We start from the raw sequence: 22,733 nt of genomic DNA on the forward strand, positions 1-22,733 counted from the left end.
GAACGGCAGGACGCGCGCAAGTGGCTCAGGCCGCATAATCATCGTGTGGACGACAACAGCCCTCGCGCCGACACCCTGGTGGCCACCGTCCGGGGGGTGCTGCCGTCCCTGACGCCGGCGGCGCAGACCGTGGCCAGGCTGATCCTGGAGGATCCGGCGACGGTCGCGCGCAGCACCATCACGGAGCTCTCGGCCGCCTCCGGCACCAGCGAGGCGACCATCGTGCGCACGGCGCGCCTGCTGGGCTTCTCCGGGTATCCGCAGCTCCGGCTGGCGCTGGCCGCCGCGGCGGCGCAGCCGGACCGGCTGGTGCCCGGCGACCTGGCCCCCGACGACCCGCTGTCGGAGGTCATCCTCAAGGTGTCGCGGGCGGAGTCGGAGGCCATCAAGGACACCGTGGCCCAGCTCTCCTCCGAGAAGCTGGGCGCGGTCGTGGACGCCATCGTGGGGGCGCGCAGGATCGACACCTACGGCGTGGGCGCCTCCGGGCTGGTCGCGGCGGACATGGCGCAGAAGCTCATGCGGATCGGCCTGTCGAGCCACTCGTTCGCCGACGCGCACCTGGCGCTGACGAGCGCGGTGCTGCTGAAGCGCGGCGACGTGGCGATCGGCATCAGCACCTCGGGGGAGACGCCGGACGTGCTGGAGCCGCTGCGGCGGGCCGGGGAGGCCGGCGCGACCACCGTGGCGATCACCAACAACCCGCGCTCCTCCATCGCCGAGCTGGCCGAGCACGTGCTGATCTCGGCCGGGCGGGAGACCGAGTTCCGGCCAGGGGCGCTCGCCAGCCGCATCAGCCAGCTGCTGGTCGTGGACTGCGTCTTCGTGGGAGTGGCGCAGCGGACCTACGACTCCTCGCAGCAGGCGCTCCAGAGCACGCGCGAGGCGGTCGCCGAGTTCGTCAAGAAGCGCTAGCCGTACCCCGGGCGTCCCGAGGTACGGCCCGCGTCAGGGTCTCAGCCCCAGGACACCACCACGTCGTCGGCCTTGACGAACATCACGCGGTGGCCGAACTGGATCTGGTAGTACTTCAGCTTCCCGCGCACCACCTTGTGGGTGGAGGGGTCGATCGTGACCGCCCGGTAGTACTCCCCGTACTGCACGGCGCCCAGCGTGTACTTCTCGCCGGCCGAGAAGGTGTACTGGAGCGGCGTGATCGGCTGGTAGGGGATGTCGGCCGGGTAGGCCTCCTGCTCCGGATACGCCCTGCCGTACACCGGGACCGTCGCCAGGCCCGGCTTGGGCGTCACGACCAGGCCCATGGACGGGACCGCCGTGGGGTTGCCGGCCGGGTTGTGGAACCACGCCTTCTGGCCGAGGTACCAGATCGCCGTCCAGTCGCCCTGCCGGTCGGCCACGACGTAGCGCTGGCCGGTGGTGGCCCGGGCGCTGTGGTCGTAGACGCTGTAGGTGCCGGGGTTCTTCTTGCCGATGTCGCCGACGAGCGGCGCGTCATGGCGCGGCTCGGTGCGCAGCCAGACCGTCGAGGCGCTGGTCGGCGGGCAGTCGTTGGCGGGCTGCTTGCGGTCGCAGCCGAAGAAGTACGGCTTGTTCGTGGCGAAGTCGGGCTTGATCATGATGGACTCCGACTTCGGCCCGCCGAAGGGGTGCAGCGGCTTGCCGAGCAGCTCGAAGTAGTGCGCCCAGTCCCAGAAGGGGCCCGGGTCCTCGTGCATGCCCCGCACCGTGGTCGGCAGCGTGCCGGGCACGTTGTCGTGGCCCAGGATGTGCGCGCGGTCGAGCGGGACGAGGTGCTTGAGCGCCAGGTACCGCACGAGCTTGGCGGAGGTGCGGTACATCGCCTCGGTGTACCAGGCCGCGCCCTCGGCGAGGAAGCCCTCGTGCTCCAGGCCGATGGACTTGGCGTTGATGTACCAGTTGCCGGCCTGCCAGCCGACGTCCTCGGTCTTGATGTGCTGGGCGATGTGGCCGTCGCTGGAGCGCAGGGAGTAGTGCCAGCTGGCGCGGTAGTTCGGGTCGGTGCCCAGGCGGACGGAGGGCGCGAAGTACCCCTCCATGTCGTGGATGATGATGTAGTCGACCTTCTGGTTCCACGGCCGGTCCGAGGTGTCGAAGTTGCCGTAGCTGCCGTCGGGCCTGGTCGCCTGCCGGGCGGGGATCCACTCGCACGAGATCGTCGGCGGGCATTCGACGCCGTCGCGCCTGGGCGGCTTGAGGCCCAGCTTCTCCAGCCAGCGGCGGACCGGCTCCAGGCCGGGAAGCGGCGGCAGCGTGACCTTGTGCCCGTCGTCGGTGATGCGCTCGGCGCCCTCCCTGATCGTCGCGTACACCTCGTCGGCGAAGAACCTGGCGGCCTCCTGCTCGGTGGCGCCGGAGTATTTGGCCACCGCGCCGTACCACTCGGCCGGGTCGCCGCTGAGCGGCGCGCCCAGCTCCTTCTGGTAGGCGGCCAGCAGCGCCGCGCCGCCCCGGATGTTGGCCGCGGGATCGCTGCGCAGCTTCTCGCGCGGCTCACCCGTCAGCTCGGCCGCCTTCTCCAGCGTCCGCAGCGAGGCGGGGATCTCGGCGGGCTGCTGAACGGGCTCGTCGGCCGGCGGCAGCGGCCTGCTCTCGTCGCCGCGGGCGTCCTCCTCGCTCTCGTGGTGGTGGTTGGTTCCGGTGTACGCCGCGGCGTCGGTCAGGTGCATGGGGCCGAACCCGGCGTCGGCGCTCGGCAGTCCGGCGTGCGCGTCCCAGCGCGACTCCAGGTAGGACACGCCCAGCAGGACGCTCTCGGGGACCTGGAACTCCTTGGCCGCGGCGGCGAAGGCCTGCTGGCGGTCGCCGGGCTCCTCGGCGGCGGTGGCGGGGGTCGCGGTGAGCAAAAGCGGTAAGGCGATGACAGCGATCAACGCTCTGCGCATGAACGCTCCTAGGCTGAGGGGCTGCGTCACCACAGTTTGGCCATGATTTCCTTCACGAGTCGAGACTTGACGAAGGTTTTCTTCACCGCGCCGGTGCTTTGCCGCGAGCCGGCTCGGGAGCGGCCCGGTGTTTGGGCGGGCTTTTTTGGGCCGGCCCTTGAGCGGGTCCCTGGGCGGGTTCTCGGACGGGCTTTCTGGCGGGCTAGAGTCATGCCGGTGGACCTGGTCATCCTCGGCGCCGGCCCCGCGGGCCTGACCGCCGCCTGGCTCGCCGCCCGGCGCGGGCTGTCCGTCATGGTGCTCGAACGCTCCGGCCGCGTCGGCGGCCTGTCGGCGAGCTTCGAGGTCGCCGGGATCCGGGTCGACCACGGCAGCCACCGCCTGCACCCGGCCACGCCCCCGCACCTCCTGGCCGCCCTGCGCGACCTGCTCGGCCGCGACCTGCAGCTGCGCCCGCGCAACGGCCGCCTGCGCGTCGGCGACCGCTTCGTCGGCTTCCCCCTGAAGGCCGGCGAGCTGGCCCGCCGCCTGCCGTACCCCCTGCTCGCCGGCATCGCCCGCGACGCGGTGACCGTACGGCGGGGCGGCGGCGACACCTACGCGGACGTCCTGCGCGCCGGCCTGGGACCCACCCTGTACGGCGCGCTCTACGAGCCCTACGCGCTGAAGCTGTGGGGCCTGCCGGGCGAGGAGATCGACGGCGACCAGGCTCGCCGGCGCGTCACCGCCGACAGCCCGTGGAAGATCGCGCGCCGCGTCCTGCGCGGCCAGGCAGGCGGCCAGGGGCGCGTCTTCCACTACCCCCGCCGGGGTTTCGGTCAGATCGTGGAGGCGCTGGCGGAGGCCGCCGTGGCGGCGGGAGCGGAGATCCGGCTCAACACTGCCTGCACGCGCCTCGCCCCCGGTCCCGACGGCGTCACGGTGACCATGGCAGCCGGGAACGCCGGGGACACCGGTAACGCCGGGGACGGCGGCGAGCCGACCGAGCCGACGGAGCCGACCGAGACGACTCTGACGGCGGCCCACGTGTTCAGCACCATCCCCATGCCCCTCCTCGCGCGCCTCGCCGACCCGGGCCCGGACCCGGCCGTGACGCGGGCCGCGGCACAGCTGGAGTTCCGCGCGATGGTGCTCGTCCACGCCGTCCACGAGGGCGGCCGGTGGACTCCCTACGACGCCCACTACCTCCCCGGCCCGCAGACGCCGGTCACCAGGATCTCCGAACCGGCCAACTACCGGGTCAGCGCGGCGGACCCGGCCGACCGGACGGTGCTGTGCCTGGAGATCCCCTGCCAGGTGGGCGACGACGTCTGGACGGCCACCGACCACGCCGAGCTCGTGCGGGAGTGCCTCGACCGCTCGGGGTTGCCGCCGCTGAACCTGGCGGGACTGGAGGTCCGCCGCCTGCCCCACGTGTACCCGATCTACCGCGTCGGCTACGCGCGGCACCTGGCGGGCCTCGACGCCTGGGCCGCCACGCTGCCCCGCGTGACCACCTTCGGCCGACTCGGCCTGTTCGCCCACGACAACACGCACCACGCGATGGCGATGGCCGCCGACGCGGTCGCGGCGCTGACCGAGGACGGCTGGGACGCCACCGCCTGGTCGGCCGCCCGCGCCCGCTTCGCCACCCACGTCGTGGAGGACTAGCGTCTAACGCCGCCGCGCCACCGTACCTGCCGCCAGGCCGCCCACCATGAGGCCGCAACCGGACATCACCAGCAGGAAGGGCCTCGCCAAGGCGTATAAGGCAAGGGCGACCTGCGCTTCTCCGCCGTGGCTGTCGGCCCATGGCCGTACCACGAAGACGCCGTGGCACAGCCCCCAGACGATCAATGCGGTCCCGGCGGCGAGGAAAAGGTAGGCGATCACTCGCATGGCGACGGATGATACGGCCGGGCACGCCGCGGAGCAGTGCCTGGTTCACCGGTTCGGCGTGAAGGATTCACAGTGATCAAAGTGCTGATCGCGGAGGACGCGCGCATCCCGCACGAGACGCTGGCCGCCGTGCTGGAGCTGGAGGAAGACCTCGCGGTGGTGGCCACGGTGGAACGCGGTGACGAGGTGGTGCCCGCCGCGATCGGCTCCGCGCCGGACGTGGCGGTGATCGACATCGACCTGCCGGAGGTCGACGGCCTGACCGCGGCGGCGAGCCTGCGCGAGAAGCTGCCGGGCTGCCGCAGCCTGGTGCTCACCGGGCTGGCCAAGCCGGGTTACCTGCGCCGCGCGGTGGCCTGCGGCGTGACCGGCTTCGTGTTCAGGCACTCCCCGCCCGGCGACCTCATCGCCGCCATCAGGAAGGTGGCCGCGGGCGAGCAGGTGGTGGATCCCCGCCTGGCCGTCGCCGCCCTGCGCCGGGCGGACAACCCGCTGGCCGCGCGCGAGGCGGACGTGCTCAGGCTGGCCGCCACCGGCGCCGAGCCGGACGAGATCGCCGTACGGCTCTCGCTCAGCAAGGGCACCGTGCGCAACTACCTGTCCTCAGCGGTGGTGAAGCTCAACGCCAGGAGCCGCGTCGACGCGATCCGCATAGCCTCCGACGAGGGCTGGATCTGACGGCACCTCCGCCTCCGGCGCGTGCGTCCCGCCCGAGGCGTGCGCCCGGAGCCCGCGGCCGCCGGGCGGTCAGGTGTTGAGCTCCCGGTGGACCGCCGGGACGACCTTGCGCAGGTAGCGGCCCAGCTTGACGAACGACTCGCCGGTCTGGCGGAAGGAGTAGCGGATCGGGACCTCGCGGTAGACGAAGCCCTTGGCGAGCAGGTCGAGGGTGAGGACCTGGGCGTAGTTGTAGTCGTGGATCACCTCGGCGGCCCGGACGGCGGCGGGGGAGAAGGCCCGGTATCCGCTCTGGCCGTCCGTCACGTCGCGGCGGCGGGTCAGCCAGCGGACCCACGCGGTGAGCACGCGGTTGCCGAGGCGGCGGTGCGGGAGCATGCGCTCGATCGTCCCGGCGAAGCGCGAGCCGATCACGTAGTCGGCCTCGCCCGACAGGACGGGGGCGGCGACGGCTTCCAGGTCCTCGGGGAAGTACTCCAGGTCGGCGTCGAGGTAGATCGCGGCGGCCGGGCCCAGGGTGGCGGCCTCGCGCAGGCCTCGCCGTACGGCGGCGCCGAGACCGAGGTTGCGGGGCTGGGGGAGGACGGTGGCCCCGGCGGCGCGGGCGCGGTCGGCGGAGGCGTCGGTGGAGCCGTCGTCGATCACGAGCGTGACGACCCGGCGGCCGGCGACGGCGGCGGGGAGCCTGCGGACGACCTCGCCGATGGTGGCCTCCTCGTTGTAGACGGGGATGAAGACGACCACCGGGGCGTCATCGGGCACGTCGGGGGCGGGAGGGCGATCGGGGAGGCGGCGGGGGAGGCGGAAGCGGCCGAAGTATCCGGGCGAGGGGGTGAACAGGGCGACGCCGCCGACCGCGAGGGCGTAGGCGGTCTTGAGGGCGTGCGTGAGCAGGGCGACCGCGAAGGCGGGGCCGGGGGCGACGCCGAGGGCGGTGAGGGCGGCGGTGGCGGCGGCCTCGTAGGAGCCGATGCCGCCGGGGGTGACGGCGACGGCCTGTGCGGCGATCGTCACGGCCGTGACGGCGACGGCCTCGGCGGGGGAGACGGGGACACCGGCGAGGCCGGCGACCTCGTAGACGACGGCTGACTCGAGGATCCAGGCGATGAGGGCGCAGGCGAGGGTGAGGGCCATCCTCGCCGCACTCCGGCCGGCCGTCTCACGGCGGGTTCCGTGGCCGGGTGGCCGGGGACCAGGGGGAGGGGTGGGCGTACGGCGGGAGCGCCACAGGAAGGCGGCGGCCATGACGGCGGCCATAACGGCCGCGACCGGCCACACCCACCACCCCGCGAGCCCGTCCACCAGCTCGGGAGCCGCCAGGAGCGCCAGGGCGAGCACCGCCAGCAGGTCCGCCGAGCGGGCTCCCACGGTCGCCGCCACCACCGCGCCCGCGCCCAGCGGCGTGCGCCGCAGCACCGACGTCACCCGGAGCGCCTCGCCCAGCCGGAACGGCAGCACGTGGTTGCCCAACAACGACACGTGGATCGCCGCCCAGGACTGCCAGAACCCCAGCCCGTCCAGCACCCGCGTCCAGGCCCACGACCGCAGCGCGAACGCCCCGCCGTACAGCACGAGCGCCACGGCCACGCCCAGCGGGTCGCGCAGCAGAGCCCGCACGGCGGAGACGACGTCCTCGCCCGACACCACCCGCGCCAGGTACCAGCACGCGACGGCCAGCACCAGCACGCCGATGGCCCGGCGCGCCAGGCGCGCGATGTCGGTCATGAGAAGCGGGACCGCCTTTGTGGTCGAACGAGGTGAGGTTAGGCTATCTTTACCCCGTTTGGGCTATGTCCGGCAATCGAGGCTCGGGAAGGGACACGGGTGACGTCGATCGTGACCGGGTCCGCCGGGTTCATCGGCCGGATCCTCACCGAGACGCTGATCGCGCGCGGCGAGCACGTGATCGGCGTCGACCGCAGGCCGCAGCCGCCGCGGCCGGGCCTCACCGTGCTCACCGCCGACCTGCTGGATGAGGACGAGCTGGTCAGGGCGGCCTTCGAGAGCGCCGACGCCGTCTACCACCTGGCCGGCTGCCCGGGCGTGCGCGACGACGGGCCCGGCGTGGCCTGGCGGCGGCACCGGGACAACGTCCTGGCGGGCGCGCGGGTGCTGGCCCTGACCCCGCGCGGCGTGCCGCTGCTGGTGTGCTCCTCCAGCTCCGTGTACGGCGGGGCCAGGCACGGCCGGCCGAGCCGCGAGGACGACGAGCTGCGGCCCATCGGGGGATACGCCAGGAGCAAGGTCGCCCTCGAGGAGCTGTGCCGCGGCCGCGCGGTCACGGTCGTGCGGCCGTTCACCGTGGCGGGCGAGGGACAGCGGCCGGACATGGCGCTGTCGATCTGGCTGGAGGCCGCGCGCCGTGGCCGCCCGCTGCGGATCCTCGGCTCGCTGGAGCGCACCCGCGACGTGACGGACGTACGGCAGGCGGCCCGTGCCATGGCGGACCTGATCGGCATCCCCGGCGCGGTGAACGTGGGCACCGGGCGAGGGGTCAGCCTACGCGCCATGGTGGCGGCGGTGGCCGAGGTGACCGGGGCCGAGGTGACCCTGGACGTGCGGCCCGCGCCGCCGGTGGAGCCCGGCGACTCGCTGGCCGACACGCGGCTGCTGCGCTCGCTGATCGGCTGGACGCCGGAGACGGACCTGCTCGACGTCGTGCGGCGGCAGGCGGAGGCGCCGACGCCCGCCGACGTGTGCGCCCGCCGTACCGGAACCCCGGGCCGCGAGGGTGCGGCGACCGAGGAGTGGGCGCCCGATCGTGCGGGTGCAGGGGTCGGGGGCGGAGTCAGATGATCACGTCGCCCAGCCTGAGGTGGCCGATGGCGGCGGTGGCCGTGGTGGCGACCGGGGCCGCGCTGCTCGGCATCGGGGTGCGCGCCCGCTTCGGCGGCCACGTCGCCGTCGACGAGCCCCAGTACCTGCTCACCGCCCTGTCGATCTTCGAGGACTTCAGCCTCGACATCGACGACGAGCTCGACGCCCGGCGCTGGATCCCCTGGGCGGGGACGGGGGGCCTGCCGGTCCAGACCGAGGTCCTGGAGGGCGGCAGGCAGATCAGCCCCCACGACCCGCTGCTGCCGATCCTGCTGGCCCTGCCTATGGGCCTGGGCGGCTGGGTGGCGGCCAAGGCGGCGCTCGCCCTCATGGCCGGGGCGCTGGCCGCCCTCACCCTGTGGACCGCCGTCCGCCGCTTCGATGTGCCCGTGAAGCCCGCGACCGCCGGGGTGGCCGTCGCCGCCGCAAGCGCCCCGCTCGCGGTGTACGGCCAGCAGGTCTACCCCGAGCTGCCCGCCGCCCTGGCGACCGTGGCCTGCGTGGCCGTGCTCACCGCGCCCAGGATCAACCTGTGGGCCGTGGGCGCCCTCGTCACCGCGCTGCCGTGGCTGTCGGTCAAGTACGTGCCCGTCGCCGCCGTGCTCGCGGGCATCGCCCTGTGGCGCACCCGCGACGCCCGGCTGGCCGCGGGCCTGGCCGCCATGGGCGCGCTCTACCTGGCCGTCCACCGCTGGGTGTGGGGCGGCTGGACCGTCTACGCCAGCGGCGACCACTTCCAGCAGTCCGGCGAGTTCGGCGTGATGGGCTTCGACCCCGACTACGTGGGCCGGTCGCTGCGGCTGATCGGCCTGCTGGTGGATCGCGGGTACGGCCTGGCCGCCTGGCAGCCCGCCTGGCTGCTCCTGCTGCCCGCCGTGGGGCTCGCGCTGTACCGGCGCCGGTGGGTCCTGCTGCTCCCGCTCCTGGCGGGCTGGCTGACCGCCACCTTCGTCGCGCTCACCATGCACGGCTACTGGTGGCCCGGCCGCCAGCTCGTCGTCGTCCTGCCCCTGGCCCTGATCCTCATCCTGCGCTCCACGCCCCGGCTGTGGGCGTGGCTGGGGCTGATCGGGGTGGTGACGTACGGCTGGCTCATCGCCGACGGCCTGGCCGTGCGCATCACGTGGGTGTCGGGGTTCGAGGCCGTCGGCTCGCCGTTCTACCAGGCCATCCGCTGGATCCTGCCCGACTACCGGCTGGGCTGGAACGGATTCTGGCCGCTTCACGTGACCTGGCTCGTCCTGTCCATCGCAACGATCATCTGGAGGTTCCGCCATGAGAAAGCTCGCCAAGGCCGCCGCGGTCCTGCTGACCGCGCTCTCGCTGACGCTCACGGGATGCAGTGACGGCGGCAGCGGCACGGGTTCTGGGTCCGGCTCCGCTTCCGGAAGCTCGTCGGAGTAGTCACCACAGATCGAGGAAGTGTCCATGTTCCTGCGCAAGCTGGTCGCCGCCGCGCTCGTGCCGCTGGCCCTCCTCGCCGTCGCCGCGTGCGGCTCGGAGGACGAGCCGAGCTTCAGCGACGACGCGCTCGTCATCTACTCCGGGCGGAATCAGAACCTGGTGGGTCCGCTGCTGGACAAGCTGAAGGCGGCGACCCGGCTGGACGTGCAGGTCAGGTACGGCGACAGCGCCGAGCTGGCCGCCCAGATCCTGGAGGAGGGCGACCGGACCCGGGCCGACCTGTTCTTCTCCCAGGACGCCGGCGCCCTCGGCGCGCTGTCCAAGCACGGCATGCTCACCCCGCTCCCGCAGAACCTGCTGGAGCGGGTGCCGGACAAGTACCGGGGCAAGGACTGGGTGGGCCTGTCGGGCCGGTCGCGGGTCATCGTGTACGACCCGCGCACGGTGGCCGCCCCGCCCAAGAGCGTCTTGGAGCTGACCGACCCCAAGTGGCGCGGCAAGGTCGGCTGGGCCCCGACCAACGCCTCCTTCCAGGCCTTCGTCACCGCGATGCGGGTGCTCAAGGGCGAGGACGCCACGCGCCAGTGGCTGCAGGCCATGAAGGACAACGGCACGCAGACCTACCCCAACAACATCGCCATCCTCAACGCGGTGGACGACGGCAAGCTCCAGCTCGGCCTGATCAACCACTACTACTGGTACGAGAAGGTCGCCGAGAAGGGGCAGATCCCCTCGCGGCTGGCCTACCTGCCCGCCGGCGACCCGGGCGCGCTGGTCAACGTGGCCGGCATCGGCCAGCTGAAGACCACCAAGCACGCCCAGGCGGCGCAGCGCGCCATCGACTACCTGCTGGGCCCGGAGGCGCAGCAGTACTTCGCCCAGCAGACCAAGGAGTACCCGCTGGTCGCCGGGGTGGAGCCGGACCCCGGCCTGCCCAAGCTCGACACGCTGAACGGGCCGGCGATCGACCTGGCGAAGCTGGACTCGCTGGAGGAGACGCTCAAGATGCTCCAGGACGTGGGACTGGTCTGAGATGAGCGAAGGGCGGCTCGGGGCGGGGCGGCTCGGGGCTGGACGGCTCGGGGCGGGGCGGCTCAGGGCTGGGCGGCGGATTCCCGCGGCCCTGCTCCTGCCTGCCCTCGCCGCCGCCGTCCTGTCGCTGGCCCCGATCGCCTACCTGCTGATCAGGGCCGTCGAGGGCGGCCCCGCCGGCTTCGCGGCCACGCTGCTCCGTGCCCGTACGGCGGAGCTGGCCGCCCGCAGCCTGGGCCTGGCGGCCGTCGTCACGGCGTTGTGCGTCGTCGTCGGCGTGTCGCTGGCCTGGCTGGTCGTGCGCACCGACCTGCCCGGGCGGCGCGCGTTCGGGGCGCTGGCGGCGTTGCCGCTGGCCGTGCCGTCGTACGTGGCCGCCTACACGTGGGTCGCCGCCTTCCCCGGGATCTCGGGGTTCGGCGGCTCGGCGCTGGTCCTCGTGCTGTGCTGCTACCCGTACGTCTACCTGCCCGCCGTCGCCGCCCTGCGCCGCCTGGACCCCGCGATGGAGGAGGTCGCGCTGTCGCTGGGCCGCAGCCGCATGGCCGTGGTCGTCCGCCAGCTGCGCCCGGCCGCCGCCGCGGGCGGGCTGCTGGTGGCCATGTACGTGCTCGCCGAGTTCGGCGCGGTGTCCATCATGCGCTTCGACGTCTTCACCACGCAGATCTACACGGCCTACCGCGCGAGCTTCAACCGCACCCCGGCCGCCGTGCTCGGCCTGCTGCTCGTCGCCGTCACGGTGGCCATCGTGCTGGCCGAGGCGCGCACCCGGGGCAAGGCCGCCTACGCGCTGCGCGGCGCCCCGCCCCGGCGCGGCTCGGCCGTACGGCTGGGCAGGGGCAAGCCGGCGGCGCTGGCCTGGGCCGCCGCCGTCGCCGCGGCGGCGGTGGGCTTCCCGCTGGCGAGCATCGCCTACTGGCTGGTGGAGGGCGCCTCCCGCCGGATCTCGGCGTCCGCGCTGGCGGAGACCGTGGCCGCCACGCTCGGCGTCTCGGCGGCCGGGGCGCTGCTGTGCGCGGCGCTGGCCGTACCGGTCGGGATCGTCGCCGCCCGGCACCGCTCCGCCACCGCGCGGTTCCTGGAGCAGTCCACCTACGTGGGGCACGCGCTGCCGGGGATCGTGCTGGCGCTGTCGTTCGTCTTCTTCGCGGTCCGCTACGCTTACCCGCTCTACCAGCAGTGGCCGCTGCTCGTGCTGGCCTACGCGGTGCTGTTCCTGCCCGCCTCGGTCGGCGCGGTGCGCGCCTCGGTCCTGCAGTCGCCGCCGGTGCTGGAGGAGGTGGCCCGCTCGCTGGGCCGCAGCCCGATGGGCGCGATCAGGCAGGTCACGCTGCCGCTGGCGCTGCCCGGGGTGGCGGCGGGCACCGCGCTGGTGTTCCTGACCGCGATGAAGGAGCTGCCCGCGACGCTGCTGCTGCGCCCGACGGGCATGGAGACGCTGGCCACGCAGCTGTGGACGCAGACCGGCTCCGGCGCCTACGGGGCCGCCGCGCCGTACGCCGCGTTGCTCATGCTGCTGGCCGCCATCCCCGGATTTCTGCTGGGAAAGCGGGACACATGAGTGGATTGGTGGTTTCCGAGCTCGTCAAGAGCTTCGACGGCACCCCGGTGCTGCGCGGGGCCTCGCTGACCGTCGCGGACGGCGAGCTGGCGGCCGTGCTGGGCCCCTCCGGCTGCGGCAAGACCACGCTGCTGCGGATCGTGGCCGGGTTCGAGCGCGCCGACTCCGGCTCGGTGCGCATCGGGGGCCAGGAGGTCACGGGACTGCCGCCGGAGAAGCGCCGCGTGGGCATCGTGCCCCAGGAGGCCGCGCTGTTCCCCCACCTGTCGGTCGAGGACAACGTCGCCTTCGGGCTGCCCGGCCGCTCCCGCTGGCCGCGCCGCCCGCGCCCCGAGGCCGCCGGGCGGGTCGCCGAGTGCCTGGAGCTGGTGGGCCTGGCCGGGTACGGCTCCCGCATGCCGCACGAGCTGTCCGGCGGCCAGCAGCAGCGCGTCGCCCTGGCCAGGGCGCTCGCCCCCGGGCCCGGCGTGGTGCTGCTGGACGAGCCGTTCAACGCGCTGGACAGGTCGCTGCGTGGCACCGTGCGCGACCAGGTGCGCGAGGCGCTGGAACGCGCGGGCGCCACGGCCGTCCTGGTCACCCACGACCAGGAGGAGGCGCTGTCGATGGCCGACACCGTCGCGGTGATGCGCGACGGTGTGATCGTCCAGGAGGGCACGCCCGGCGAGGTCTACTCCGCGCCGCGGGACCTCGGCGTGGCCACCTTCGTCGGGGAGGCCGTGGTGCTGGACGCCGTGGCCTCCGGCGGCGTCGCCTCCTGCGTGCTGGGCGATCTCGAGCACTCGGCCAACGGCGCGGCGGGTCCCGGCCGCGTGGCCGTACGGCCCGAGCAGGTCGTCCTCGCCGAGGGGGACCGCGGCACGGTCGAGCGGGTGGAGTTCTTCGGCCACGACGCCGCCGTCACCGTGGCGCTGCCCGAGGGCGTGGTGATCAGGGCCAGGACCCGCGGCGACGTCGCCTACCGGCCGGGAGACCGCGTCGGGGTGTCGGTGCGGGGGCCCGTGCTGTTCTTCCCGCCCTCCGGATATGGTCGGGACCATGGGTGAGTTTGTACACGTCGAGGTGGCCGACCGGATCGCCACGATCGAGCTCAATCGTCCCAAGCTGAACGCGCTCAACGCGCAGGTGCAGCGGGAGATCAGGGAGTGCGCGCTGGCCGTGGACACCGATCCCGACGTGCACGCCGTCGTCATCTACGGAGGCGTCCACGTGTTCGCGGCCGGCGCGGATATCAAGGAGATGGCCGACATGTCCTACGCCGACATGTACGCGCACTCCCGCACCCTCCAGGACTGCTTCACCGCCGTGGCCCGCATCGGCAAGCCCGTCATCGCGGCCATCACCGGCTACGCGCTCGGCGGCGGCTGCGAGCTGGCGCTGTGCGCAGACTTCCGCATCGCGGGCGAGAGCGCCAAGATCGGCCAGCCGGAGATCTCCCTCGGCATCATCCCCGGCGCGGGCGGCACCCAGCGGCTGCCGCGCCTCATCGGCCCGGCCAAGGCCAAGGACCTGATCTTCAGCGGGCGCCACGTCGGCGCCTCGGAGGCGCTGGAGATCGGCCTGGTGGACCGCGTCGTGCCCGACGCCGACGTCTACACCTCGGCCCTGGAGTGGGCGGCCACCTTCGTCGACGGCCCCACGGTGGCGCTGCGCGCCGCCAAGCAGGCGATCGACCAGGGGCTGGAGGTCGACCTGGACACCGGGCTGGAGATCGAGCGGCTGCAGTTCTCCGGGCTGTTCGCCACCGAGGACGCCAAGATCGGCATGCGGGCCTTCGCGGAGAAGTCCAAGCCCAAGTTCCTCGGGCGATGAGGCGGTAGGGCCGATCGACAGCGGCGATCGATAGGGGCGATAGGGCCAGGCTTCGCCGCGTTTTCCCCTATCGTGGCGTTCCATGATGCGCGTCCTGATCCCTTCTCGGGTACGTGCGGCGGTCCGAGCGCGGCTGGACGCCCGCTACGCCGCCAGGGCCGAGCTCCGCGCCGCCCTCGACGAGGTGAGCGCGCTGCGAGGCGAGGTGGCGGCGCTGGGGAGCCGGCTGTCGGAGCTGGGCGGCGAGGTCGCGGCGCTGCGCGAGCAGGTCGAACGGCTGCGCGCCGCGGCCCGCCAGGCCGACGACACCCGCCGCCTGGCTCTGGAGACGGCCGAGGCGCTCGACCGCGTCCTGCAGGACGAGGTGCTGCTCTGGCAGGCCGTCGACGCGGCCCGACCGCTCGACGGGGCCCACTCGCTCGACGGGGCACGCCCATGAGGGTGAGCTGGAGCGGCGGCACGCTCACCTTCCGCCTGGACCCCGAGGACGAGATCACGGGGAAGGCCTCCGACGGCTACCCGGTCAAGCTGCGCACGAACTCCTGCACGATCTCCCCCGCGACCGGCGGCGTGCCTGACGACGCCCATCCCGACCTGTTCGCGCTGGCCGCCTGGACCGTCGTCGCGCCCTGGACCCGCCGCAGGATCACCTTCGACCGGGCCGTCTCCGCCGAGCTGGCGCGGGCCCTCCACGACGGGTGGGGCGTCGAGGCCGGCCCGGTGGGCGTGGCGGCCCGCCGTACCGGATCGGTGCTGGCCATCAGCTACAGCGGCGGGGCCGACTCCGTCGCGGCGGCCACCATCCTGCCGGAGGCGCCCTTCGTCCACTTCCGGAGGGTCCCGCACCCGCGCGTGCCCAACCGGTGGACCCACTACCGCTCCGACGTGCTCGCGAAGCTGGCCGGGCAGACCGGCCGGCCGCTCACCGAGGTGGCCTCCGACCTGGAGTTCACGCTGGCCGAGCCGCGCCCCGGCTACCCCGAGCACCACGCCGTGGCCGCCGGGGCGCTGCTGCTGGCCGACCGGCTGGACCTGGGCGGGCTGGCCTTCGGCTACGAGCTGGGCTCCCGCTGGCTGGGCGGCGACCGCTACCTGCTGCGCTACACGCCCGACAACCCGATGTGGGCGCCGCACGGCCCCTGGGGGCGGGCGTTCGCGGCGGCCGGCGTGCACATCGTGCTGCCGGTGGGCGGGGTGAGCGAGGCGGTGACCATGCGGCTGGCGCTGGGCTCGCCGCTGAAGGACCAGCTGCGGTGGTGCCTGCGCGGCGCCGACGGGCCCTGCCGTACCTGCGGCAAGTGCCTGTACAAGGAGCTCATCCAGGCCGCCGTCGAGCGGCGGCCCCTCGACACGCCGATCACCGCCGACCGGCCGGTGGCCCGCAAGTGGCAGCAGCCGCCGCCCTACGGCGGCCAGGAGATGATCGAGTACGGCTGCGCCCGGGTGCCGGGCATCGAGCACACGGTCTTCGCCAAGGCGGCGGCCTTCCTCCAGGCCACCGAGGAGTCGACGGCCTGGCTGGACCGCTGCTACCCGCCCGCGCTGGAGGAGATCCCCGAGCCCTGGCGGGAGCAGGTCAGGTCGTTCATGGTCGCCGAGGTGGGGCTGATGAGCCCCGAGGAGGCACGCCGAGTGGAGGAATGGGGGCAGGCCAGGGCGTGAAGGTCTACCTGTCGGTCGACATGGAGGGCGTCACCGGGCTGACCGACCCGGAGGAGATGCACGCCGGCAAGCGCGGCTACGAGCGCGGGTGCGAGCTCATGACCGCCGACGCCAACGCCTGCGTCGAGGGCGCCTTCGCCGCCGGCGCGACCAGCGTGCTGGTCAACGACGCCCACGGCTCCACCAAGAACCTCCGCGTCGACCTGCTCGACCCCCGGGCGACGCTGATCCGCGGGCCCGGCAAGGCCCAGCGGATGGCGCAGGGGCTGGACTCCTCCTTCGACGCGGCCTGCTTCGTCGGCTACCACGCGCGGGCGGGCGTCGCCCACGGCGTGCTCAACCACACGTGGATGGGCAAGGAGATCCAGAACGTCTGGCTCAACGGCGAGCCGTGCGGGGAGACCCGGCTCGTGGCCGCCTGCGCCGGGTTCCACGGCGTGCCGGTGGTGCTGGTGACCGGCGACGAGGCGGTGGGGGAGGAGGCCCGCGAGGTCCTGGGCGACGTGGAGACCGTGGCGGTCAAGAAGGGCATCGACAAGTTCTCCGCCGAGCTGCTGCCGCCCTCCGTCGCGCAGGAGCGCATCCGCGAGGCGACCGCCCGGGCGCTGAACCGGCTGGGCGACTTCCGGCCGTATGAGGTGGCTGCGCCGTACACGCTGGGGGTGGAGTGGAACTCCACGGCCATCGCGGCGGCGGTGGCGCTGATCCCGGGCGTGAAGACGGCGGGCGCGCGGCACACCGAGTACACCACCGACGACTTCCGGCAGATCATGGCGCTGTTCGGGCTGTTCGCCACCATCGGCGGGCAGATCGCCTGCGGAAGCGGACCCTACGGGTGACGGCATGGATTCCAGGCTGACCCGGCGCGGGCTGCTGGTCGGGATCGGCGCGGCCGGCGGCGCCGGGGCGATGTACGCCGCCATGGGCGCGCTGGGGCTGGCCCCCACGAGCCAGGAGACGCGCTTCACGCCGCCGCAGCCGGGCGACTTCGCCCTCCAGGGCAGGGCGGCGGCCAGCGTCGTCGTCCTCGGCGCCGGGATCGCGGGCCTGACCGCGGCCTACGAGCTGGGCAAGGCCGGATACGACGTCACGGTGCTGGAGGCGAGGGGCAAGCCCGGCGGGCGGAACCTCACGCTGCGCGGCGGCGACTCGCTGGGCGAGGTCAACGGGCCGACCCAGCGGGTGACCTTCGGCGAGGGGATCTACTTCAACGCCGGGCCCGCGCGCATCGCCCCCTGGATGGTGACGCTCGACTACTGCCGCGAGCTGGGCGTGCCCATCGAGACGTTCGTCAACCGCAACGCCGCCGCCTACGTCCACACCAACGGCGTCACGCAGCGCGCCAGGACCGCGCGGGCCGACATGTACGGCTATGTCGCCGAACTGCTGGCCAAGGCGACCGACGCCGGCAGCCTGGACCGCAGGCTGACCAGGGAGGACAGGGAGCGGCTGCTGGAGTTCCTGCGGCGCTTCGGCGACCTGGGGCCCAAGCTGGAGTACGAGGGGTCCACGCGGCGCGGCTTCGTGGACTTCCCCGACGTCGACGCGGGCGTCCCGCTCGGCCCGCCCGGCCCGCTCTCCCAGGTGCTGGCCGCCGCGACCGGCCGGGCCATCACCAACGACTTCGGCTACGACCAGGCCACGCCGATGTTCCAGCCGGTCGGCGGCATGGACCGCGTCGTCGCCGCGCTGGTCGAGCGCGTGGGGGAGGACCGCATCAGGACGGGGATCCAGGTCACCAGCATCACCGGCCTGGCCGACGGGGTCGAGGTGGAGTGGGCCGGCGGGCGGCACAGGGCGGACTACTGCGTCGCCGCGCTGCCGCCGCACGTCCTGGCCAGGATCCCGCACAACCTGGGGGCCGAGGTCACCGCGGCGCTCAGGAAGCCGGTCCCGGTGGCCGCGGGCAAGATCGGGCTCGAGTACGGCAGGCGCTGGTGGGAGCTGGAGGACCGCATCTACGGCGGGGTCACCGAGACGGACCTGGACATCACCCACATCTGGTACCCGTCCCACGGTTATCACGAGAGATCCGGACTCATCGTCGGCTACTACACCACCGGCAAGAACGCCGAGCTGTACGGCGCGCTCACCCCGGAGGACCGCAGGCGGCGCGCCCTCACCCAGGGCAAGAAGATCCACGGCGAGAAGTACCGGGCCGACCTGCTCTCCAGCGTGTCCATCGCCTGGGAGCGCCAGCAGCACATCCTCGGCGGCTGGGTGAAGTGGCCCGCTGTTGATTCGTCGTTCACTCTTCTGCAACGCCCGGCGGGAAGGGTGTACTTCGCGGGCGACTGGCTGACCCACCTGGTCGCCTGGCAGGCCGGGGCGATGGAGTCGGCCAGGAACGCCGTCACCCGGCTGCACCGGCACGCGCTCCAGCGGCCCTGATCCTCGCGGCCGTCCCCCGGGGCGCGTAGGGTCCGACTGGACCGAGGAGAGAGGGGGACGGATGTCGCTGGAGTGGACGCCCGTCGCCGGGCGGCCCGACCTGCTGGCCGAGCCCGTGGCGCGAGCCGTACGGGCACTGGAGGACCCGGGCCGGGTGCTGGTCGCCGAGATCGACCCCGACCTGGCCGACACCGCGGCCTTCTGCGAGAAGTACGGCGTGAGCCTGGAGGAGTCCGCCAACTGCGTGGTGGTGGCGGCCCGCAGGGGCGGCGTGACGGGCTACGCGGCGTGCGTGGTGCTCGCGACCATGCGCGTGGACGTCAACAACGTGGTGCGCAAGCGGCTGGAGGCCCGCAAGGCGAGCTTCGCGCCGATGGCCGAGGCGGTCGAGCTGACCGGCATGGAATACGGCGGGATCACCCCGCTGGGCCTGCCGGAGGGCTGGCCGGTCCTGGTGGACACCGCCGTGGCCCAGCATCCCAGGGTGATCGTCGGCAGCGGCGTGCGGCGCTCCAAACTGTCGGTGCCCGGCGCCACACTGGCGGGGCTGGCGAACGCCGAGGTGCTGTCTCTGGCCAATTGAGACCAATGTGAGACCGTGGATGAAGAAACCGGTGACGCCAAGCCGGACGTTATGCAAGTGGGAATGTGACCTCGTGGTTCATCTGTGGGTGGGATTCAAGCCGGTATGGTGCTTCATGCCATGAATCAGGACGACAGACTCGGCCCGTACCGCCTGCTCAGGCGGCTCGGTGAGGGGGGCATGGGCGTCGTCCATCTCGCCGTCGACCCGCAGGGGCGGCAGGTGGCGATCAAGGTGCTGCGCCCGGAGGTGGCCGGCGACGAGGTCGCCCGCCGCAGGCTCTCGCGCGAGGTCGACACCATGCGGCGGGTGCGCAGCAAGTACATCGCGGAGGTCGTCGACGCCGACGTGACGGGCCACCGGCCCTACATCGTGACGCAGTACGTCCCCGGCCGCCCGCTGGATGAGATCGTCAAGGAGGACGGGCCGCTCGACCTGCCCGCGCTGCTGCGGGTGGCGCACGGCGTGGCCTCCGCGCTGGCCGCGGTCCACTCGGTGGGCGTGATCCACCGCGACCTCAAGCCCGGCAACGTCCTGATCCTCGACGGCCAGCCGGTGCTGATCGACTTCGGCATCGCCCAGGCGGTCGACGCCACCAGGCTCACCCAGACCGGCATGTTCATCGGCACGCCCGGCTACCTGGCCCCGGAGATCATCGAGGGCCACGAGGCGGGCCCGGAAGTCGACGTCCACGCCTGGGCGGGCACGCTGCTGTACGCCGCGACCGGCCAGCCACCCTTCGGCAAGGGCACGCTGGAGATGATCTTCTACAACATCACCGCGGGCAAGGCCGACGTCAGCGGCGCCCCGGCACAGCTGCAGCCCCTGCTGAAGGCGGCCTTCCAGCGCAACCCGGCCAAGCGTCCCAAGGCGGCCGAGCTGGCCGAGCAGACCGCGCGGATGCTGCCCCAGGCCGGGCGGGCCCCCGACCAGATCTCCACCGTGCCGGGCGCCGGAGCGGCGCCCGAGACCACGCCGACACCGCGGATCACCCCGTCGCCGGCCTCCCCGCCGCAGGGGTCGTTCGTGTCGCTGCTGCCGGACCAGCCCTCCGGGTCGGGGCCGCAGGCCGCGCCGCCTCCCGGGGCCGCGAACCCGCCTGTTAATCCGCCCGCGAGCCCGCCTGTGAGCCCGGCGGGGAGCCCCGCGACGGGCGGGCACCCGGCCGCCGACGCCACGCCGCCGGTGTCGGCCCGCACCGACCGGCAGCGCGCCGACCAGCAGCAGGGGGCCCAGCAGCATGGCGCCCCCCAGCACGGCGCTCAGCAGCCCGGAGCCCAGCAGCACGGCGCCCCCCAGCACGGCGCCCGGCAGCCCGGGTCGGGGCCGCAAGCCGCGCCGCCGCAGCCCGACCAGGGCGACCCGTTCCCCACCCGCCGCGTGTCTCCGGAGGAACTGCGCAGGATGCGGGAGGAGTCCCAGCCCTGGAACAACCACGCCGCCCCGCCGCCCGAGGGCGACGTGCCCACCCGCAGGGTCCGCTCCGGCGCGTCCGACTTCGCCCGCGTCAGCGCCCCCCAGCCGCCGCCCTACGTCCCGCCCCCCGCGCCGCCGCCCCAGACGCCGTATCCGCCCGACCTGTCCACCAAGCGCGAGCCGTACATCCCGGGCGCCCGGCCAGGGCGCGCGCTCGAACGTTCCAGGGCGTACGGCGCGGCCGGGGCGATGCTGCTGATCGTCATGATCGTCGTCGCGGCCCTCGCCCCGGTGCTGGTCGCGGCCGTCGTCCTGCCCGCGGCCGTGCTGCTGCGCGCCGCCGACCTGGCCCAGCAGCAGCTCATCGGCCGGCGGCCGACCGGGCTGGCCGCCTTCGACGTCCTGCGCGTGCTCGCCTACCCCAAGGCGCTGGCCAAGTCGATCGGCGTCACGCTCGCCCTGGTCTTCTACGGCGCCATCCTCGCCCTGCCCGTCACGCTGCTGCTGACCGTGATCGTCAAGATGCAGCCGGCGAACGCGCTGGCGTGGGGCGCGGCGGTGGCGCTGTGGACCATCTGCGCCGGCCCCGGCGTGGAGGGGCCGAGCCGTCAGATGCGCAGAACCCTGTCCTCCCTCGTACCCTCGAGGGCAGGGGCGATCGCCATGGCGGGGGTCTTCGGCGTGATCGCCGCGCTGTCCTTGGTGCTGGCGTACCAGACAGTGGGCGACGACCCGCCCCGGGAGGCAAACTGGACACCAGTGGACGTCGAGCTGGTGACTGACAGGCTCGACGAACTGCGAAACAGGGGGTAGCAGCCGGATGAGCGCAGGCAACACCCAGGCACCCGAGCGGATTGGCCCGTACCGATTGGTCAGGAAGATCGGCGAAGGTGGCATGGGTGTTGTCCACCTCGGGCTCGACGAGGACGGCCGCGAGGTCGCCATCAAGGTGCTCCACCCGCACGTGGCGGCCGACCTCAAGGCACGCGACCGGCTGATCCGCGAGGTCGAGACCATGCGGCGGGTGCGCAGCCCGTTCGTGGCCTCGGTGCTCGACGCCGAGCTGGTGGGGCGGGAGCCGTACGTCGTGACCCGCTTCGCCCCCGGCCGCACGCTCGAGGACATCGTGCTCAGCGACGGCCCGCTGGGCGCCCGCGAGGTGATCCGCCTGGCCCAGGGCCTGTGCCAGGCGCTCGTGGCCATCCACGCCGCCGACGTCATCCACCGCGACCTCAAGCCGTCCAACGTCATGATGGTCAACGGCGAGCCGCTGGTGATCGACTTCGGCATCGCGCACCTGGTCAACGCCACGCGGCTGACCCAGACCGGGATGTTCGTCGGCACGCCCGGCTACCTCGCCCCCGAGATCATCCGCGACGCCGAGATCACCCAGAAGGCCGACGTGCACGCGCTGGCCTCCACGGTGTTCTTCGCGGCCGCCGGGGTGCCGCCGTTCGGCACGGGCGCGTTCGAGGTGATCTGCTACAACATCATGGAGGGGCGTCCGCAGCTGGACAAGGCGCCGGTGTGGCTGCGCGGCTGGCTGGCCAGGGCGCTGGCGGTCGACCCCGACGAGCGGCCCACCGCCCAGGAGCTGCTGCGCATGGCCCGCGCGCTCGACCCGCGGGTGACCACGTTCAACGAGGTCCCGCCGCCGAACCGGTCCACCCCGTCGGGCACGAAGGTCCTGCCCAGCAAGCAGACGTACTCCGACCTGCTGCCCCCCGTGGAGTACGGCAGGCCCGCCCCCGAGCCGCCGCGCACGCGCCGGCAGCCCGAGGTGAAGCCGCCGCCGTACGTGCCCGCGCCGATGAGCGCCCGCCCGGTCGCCCCGCCGCCCCGTCCCGACCAGCGGGTGGCCGGGTATCCGGCGCCGCCGTACACCCCGCCGGCCTACACCCCGCCACGGCAGCGCAAGAAGTACGTGGTCGGCAGCCAGCTCGTCGGCGGGCTGCTGCTGGCGGCCCTGGTGGGGCTCACGGTGATGATGCCGGTCGTGATGAGCGTCGTGGGCATCACGCTGGCGCTGGTGCTGCGCATGGGCGAGTACCTCTTCGGCGACCTGGTCAAGCGCCGCCAGGCGCGCGGCGGCGCCAGCGCGGCCGACCCGCTGCTGGTCGTCGTCGGCACGCCGTGGGCGCTGGTCAAGTCCTTCCTCATCACGCTGGTCCACGTGCCGCTGGCGCTGCTGTTCGGCCTGTGCGTGTACGGCGTGGCCCGCTGGGGCGGCGGGTTCGACACCAACCAGGCGATCGCCTACGCGGCCGGCGGGCTGGTGGCGGGGCTGTTCGTGCTGCCCGGCGGCGGCGCGCCGCGCAAGGCCGTCGCCCGCACGCTGACCTCGGTCCTGCGCACGCCCGGCGCCGCCCTGGTGGCCGCCCTGGTGGCCGGTACGGCGGCGGTCATCGTGGTGATGTTCGCGCTGGGGCAGGAACCCACCTGGGAGCCCTGGCGCGCGCCGAGCACCGTGCTGAAGGAGCTCACCGACAACGCCAGGGACAGCGCGACGGGCCTGGTCACAGGGATGATCGACGACCTGATGCGCAGCCTGGGCCTGGGATTCCTGTCTCCCTGGGGTCCATGACGGTCTCCCGGGGGCGCTGAGGGAAGGGCGGCCTGTCCGGGTCGTCCGGGT

General features: G+C 73.5%; 19 protein-coding genes. 16 read left to right on the plus strand and 3 right to left on the minus strand.

What is annotated here, in order from left to right:
* Positions 1–45 precede the first annotated feature (45 nt).
* Positions 46–915 carry a MurR/RpiR family transcriptional regulator gene (locus BSB02_RS17140; RefSeq protein ID WP_084959987.1) on the plus strand — a complete coding sequence of 290 codons (870 nt, stop codon included), beginning with the start codon at positions 46–48 and terminating at the stop codon, positions 913–915.
* 41 nt (positions 916–956) lie between these two features.
* On the opposite strand, the gene BSB02_RS17145 is transcribed toward BSB02_RS17140, so the two are convergent.
* Entirely contained in the window at positions 957–2,864 is a 1,908-nt protein-coding gene (locus BSB02_RS17145) for an N-acetylmuramoyl-L-alanine amidase (protein WP_084959988.1), read from the minus strand.
* A 210-nt stretch (positions 2,865–3,074) separates the two neighbouring features.
* On the opposite strand from BSB02_RS17145, the gene BSB02_RS17150 reads away from it, so the two are divergent.
* Positions 3,075–4,514: an FAD-dependent oxidoreductase gene (locus BSB02_RS17150; RefSeq protein ID WP_084959989.1), complete on the plus strand. Its 1,440-nt coding sequence runs from the start codon at positions 3,075–3,077 to the stop codon at positions 4,512–4,514.
* A 3-nt stretch (positions 4,515–4,517) separates the two neighbouring features.
* Here BSB02_RS17150 and BSB02_RS17155 read toward each other — a convergent pair whose 3' ends face one another.
* A complete protein-coding gene (locus BSB02_RS17155; protein ID WP_143590801.1) occupies positions 4,518–4,742 on the minus strand; it encodes a hypothetical protein in 225 nt (74 codons plus the stop codon).
* 72 nt (positions 4,743–4,814) lie between these two features.
* Here BSB02_RS17155 and BSB02_RS17160 point away from each other — a divergent pair, with 72 nt between their 5' ends.
* Positions 4,815–5,420, plus strand: a complete 606-nt coding sequence (locus tag BSB02_RS17160; RefSeq protein WP_084959991.1) for a response regulator transcription factor — start codon at positions 4,815–4,817, stop codon at positions 5,418–5,420.
* A 69-nt stretch (positions 5,421–5,489) separates the two neighbouring features.
* Here the strand turns inward: BSB02_RS17160 and BSB02_RS17165 are convergent, their stop codons facing one another.
* Positions 5,490–7,145 carry a lysylphosphatidylglycerol synthase domain-containing protein gene (locus BSB02_RS17165; protein ID WP_084959992.1) on the minus strand — a complete coding sequence of 552 codons (1,656 nt, stop codon included), beginning with the start codon at positions 7,143–7,145 and terminating at the stop codon, positions 5,490–5,492.
* 99 nt (positions 7,146–7,244) lie between these two features.
* On the opposite strand from BSB02_RS17165, the gene BSB02_RS17170 reads away from it, so the two are divergent.
* From BSB02_RS17170 to BSB02_RS17230, 13 genes are all read left to right on the plus strand, one after another.
* A complete protein-coding gene (locus tag BSB02_RS17170) occupies positions 7,245–8,216 on the plus strand; it encodes an NAD-dependent epimerase/dehydratase family protein (protein ID WP_158088659.1) in 972 nt (323 codons plus the stop codon).
* A complete protein-coding gene (locus BSB02_RS17175; RefSeq protein WP_084959994.1) occupies positions 8,213–9,583 on the plus strand; it encodes a hypothetical protein in 1,371 nt (456 codons plus the stop codon). Before BSB02_RS17170 ends, BSB02_RS17175 begins: the two co-directional genes overlap by 4 nt.
* 82 nt (positions 9,584–9,665) lie before the next feature.
* Positions 9,666–10,673, plus strand: coding sequence for an iron ABC transporter substrate-binding protein (locus BSB02_RS17180; protein WP_084959995.1), 1,008 nt, complete (start codon positions 9,666–9,668; stop codon positions 10,671–10,673).
* A gap of 1 nt (position 10,674) precedes the next feature.
* Positions 10,675–12,234, plus strand: a complete 1,560-nt coding sequence (locus tag BSB02_RS17185) for an ABC transporter permease (protein ID WP_084959996.1) — start codon at positions 10,675–10,677, stop codon at positions 12,232–12,234.
* Positions 12,231–13,280 carry an ABC transporter ATP-binding protein gene (locus BSB02_RS17190; protein ID WP_084959997.1) on the plus strand — a complete coding sequence of 350 codons (1,050 nt, stop codon included), beginning with the start codon at positions 12,231–12,233 and terminating at the stop codon, positions 13,278–13,280. The genes BSB02_RS17185 and BSB02_RS17190 overlap by 4 nt, the downstream gene beginning before the upstream one ends.
* Complete coding sequence (locus BSB02_RS17195) at positions 13,273–14,046, plus strand: enoyl-CoA hydratase/isomerase family protein (protein ID WP_084959998.1); 774 nt, start codon at positions 13,273–13,275, stop codon at positions 14,044–14,046. The genes BSB02_RS17190 and BSB02_RS17195 overlap by 8 nt, the downstream gene beginning before the upstream one ends.
* 82 nt (positions 14,047–14,128) lie before the next feature.
* Entirely contained in the window at positions 14,129–14,485 is a 357-nt protein-coding gene (locus tag BSB02_RS17200; RefSeq protein WP_084959999.1) for a hypothetical protein, read from the plus strand.
* Entirely contained in the window at positions 14,482–15,708 is a 1,227-nt protein-coding gene (locus tag BSB02_RS17205) for a DUF6395 domain-containing protein (protein ID WP_084960000.1), read from the plus strand. The genes BSB02_RS17200 and BSB02_RS17205 overlap by 4 nt, the downstream gene beginning before the upstream one ends.
* Entirely contained in the window at positions 15,687–16,547 is an 861-nt protein-coding gene (locus BSB02_RS17210; protein WP_240506474.1) for a M55 family metallopeptidase, read from the plus strand. The genes BSB02_RS17205 and BSB02_RS17210 overlap by 22 nt, the downstream gene beginning before the upstream one ends.
* A gap of 4 nt (positions 16,548–16,551) precedes the next feature.
* Complete coding sequence (locus tag BSB02_RS17215) at positions 16,552–18,099, plus strand: flavin monoamine oxidase family protein (RefSeq protein ID WP_084960001.1); 1,548 nt, start codon at positions 16,552–16,554, stop codon at positions 18,097–18,099.
* A 61-nt stretch (positions 18,100–18,160) separates the two neighbouring features.
* The gene (locus BSB02_RS17220) at positions 18,161–18,682 is read left to right on the plus strand and encodes a YbaK/EbsC family protein (protein ID WP_084960002.1); all 522 of its coding nucleotides are present in this window, start codon (positions 18,161–18,163) and stop codon (positions 18,680–18,682) included.
* A 120-nt stretch (positions 18,683–18,802) separates the two neighbouring features.
* Entirely contained in the window at positions 18,803–20,911 is a 2,109-nt protein-coding gene (locus tag BSB02_RS41510; protein WP_206184753.1) for a serine/threonine-protein kinase, read from the plus strand.
* A gap of 7 nt (positions 20,912–20,918) precedes the next feature.
* Positions 20,919–22,682, plus strand: coding sequence for a serine/threonine-protein kinase (locus tag BSB02_RS17230; RefSeq protein ID WP_084960004.1), 1,764 nt, complete (start codon positions 20,919–20,921; stop codon positions 22,680–22,682).
* The last annotated feature ends 51 nt before the right edge of the window (positions 22,683–22,733 follow it).

The organism is Thermoactinospora rubra (assembly GCF_002093975.1).
GTDB classification, from domain to species: Bacteria; Actinomycetota; Actinomycetes; order Streptosporangiales; family Streptosporangiaceae; genus Nonomuraea; species Nonomuraea rubra_A.

What these genes read in the sequence shown, in the direction of transcription:
- BSB02_RS17200 (WP_084959999.1), top strand. Translation starts at nt 14,129, where the DNA reads ATGATGCGCGTCCTGATCCCTTCTCGGGTACGTGCGGCGGTCCGAGCG.
- BSB02_RS17220 (WP_084960002.1), top strand. Translation starts at nt 18,161, where the DNA reads ATGTCGCTGGAGTGGACGCCCGTCGCCGGGCGGCCCGACCTGCTGGCC.
- BSB02_RS17145 (WP_084959988.1), bottom strand. Translation starts at nt 2,864, where the DNA reads ATGCGCAGAGCGTTGATCGCTGTCATCGCCTTACCGCTTTTGCTCACC.
- BSB02_RS17185 (WP_084959996.1), top strand. Translation starts at nt 10,675, where the DNA reads ATGAGCGAAGGGCGGCTCGGGGCGGGGCGGCTCGGGGCTGGACGGCTC.
- BSB02_RS17215 (WP_084960001.1), top strand. Translation starts at nt 16,552, where the DNA reads ATGGATTCCAGGCTGACCCGGCGCGGGCTGCTGGTCGGGATCGGCGCG.
- BSB02_RS17165 (WP_084959992.1), bottom strand. Translation starts at nt 7,145, where the DNA reads ATGACCGACATCGCGCGCCTGGCGCGCCGGGCCATCGGCGTGCTGGTG.
- BSB02_RS17230 (WP_084960004.1), top strand. Translation starts at nt 20,919, where the DNA reads ATGAGCGCAGGCAACACCCAGGCACCCGAGCGGATTGGCCCGTACCGA.
- BSB02_RS17175 (WP_084959994.1), top strand. Translation starts at nt 8,213, where the DNA reads ATGATCACGTCGCCCAGCCTGAGGTGGCCGATGGCGGCGGTGGCCGTG.
- BSB02_RS17150 (WP_084959989.1), top strand. Translation starts at nt 3,075, where the DNA reads ATGCCGGTGGACCTGGTCATCCTCGGCGCCGGCCCCGCGGGCCTGACC.
- BSB02_RS17205 (WP_084960000.1), top strand. Translation starts at nt 14,482, where the DNA reads ATGAGGGTGAGCTGGAGCGGCGGCACGCTCACCTTCCGCCTGGACCCC.
- BSB02_RS17195 (WP_084959998.1), top strand. Translation starts at nt 13,273, where the DNA reads ATGGGTGAGTTTGTACACGTCGAGGTGGCCGACCGGATCGCCACGATC.
- BSB02_RS41510 (WP_206184753.1), top strand. Translation starts at nt 18,803, where the DNA reads ATGAATCAGGACGACAGACTCGGCCCGTACCGCCTGCTCAGGCGGCTC.
- BSB02_RS17210 (WP_240506474.1), top strand. Translation starts at nt 15,687, where the DNA reads ATGGGGGCAGGCCAGGGCGTGAAGGTCTACCTGTCGGTCGACATGGAG.
- BSB02_RS17155 (WP_143590801.1), bottom strand. Translation starts at nt 4,742, where the DNA reads ATGCGAGTGATCGCCTACCTTTTCCTCGCCGCCGGGACCGCATTGATC.
- BSB02_RS17180 (WP_084959995.1), top strand. Translation starts at nt 9,666, where the DNA reads ATGTTCCTGCGCAAGCTGGTCGCCGCCGCGCTCGTGCCGCTGGCCCTC.
- BSB02_RS17190 (WP_084959997.1), top strand. Translation starts at nt 12,231, where the DNA reads ATGAGTGGATTGGTGGTTTCCGAGCTCGTCAAGAGCTTCGACGGCACC.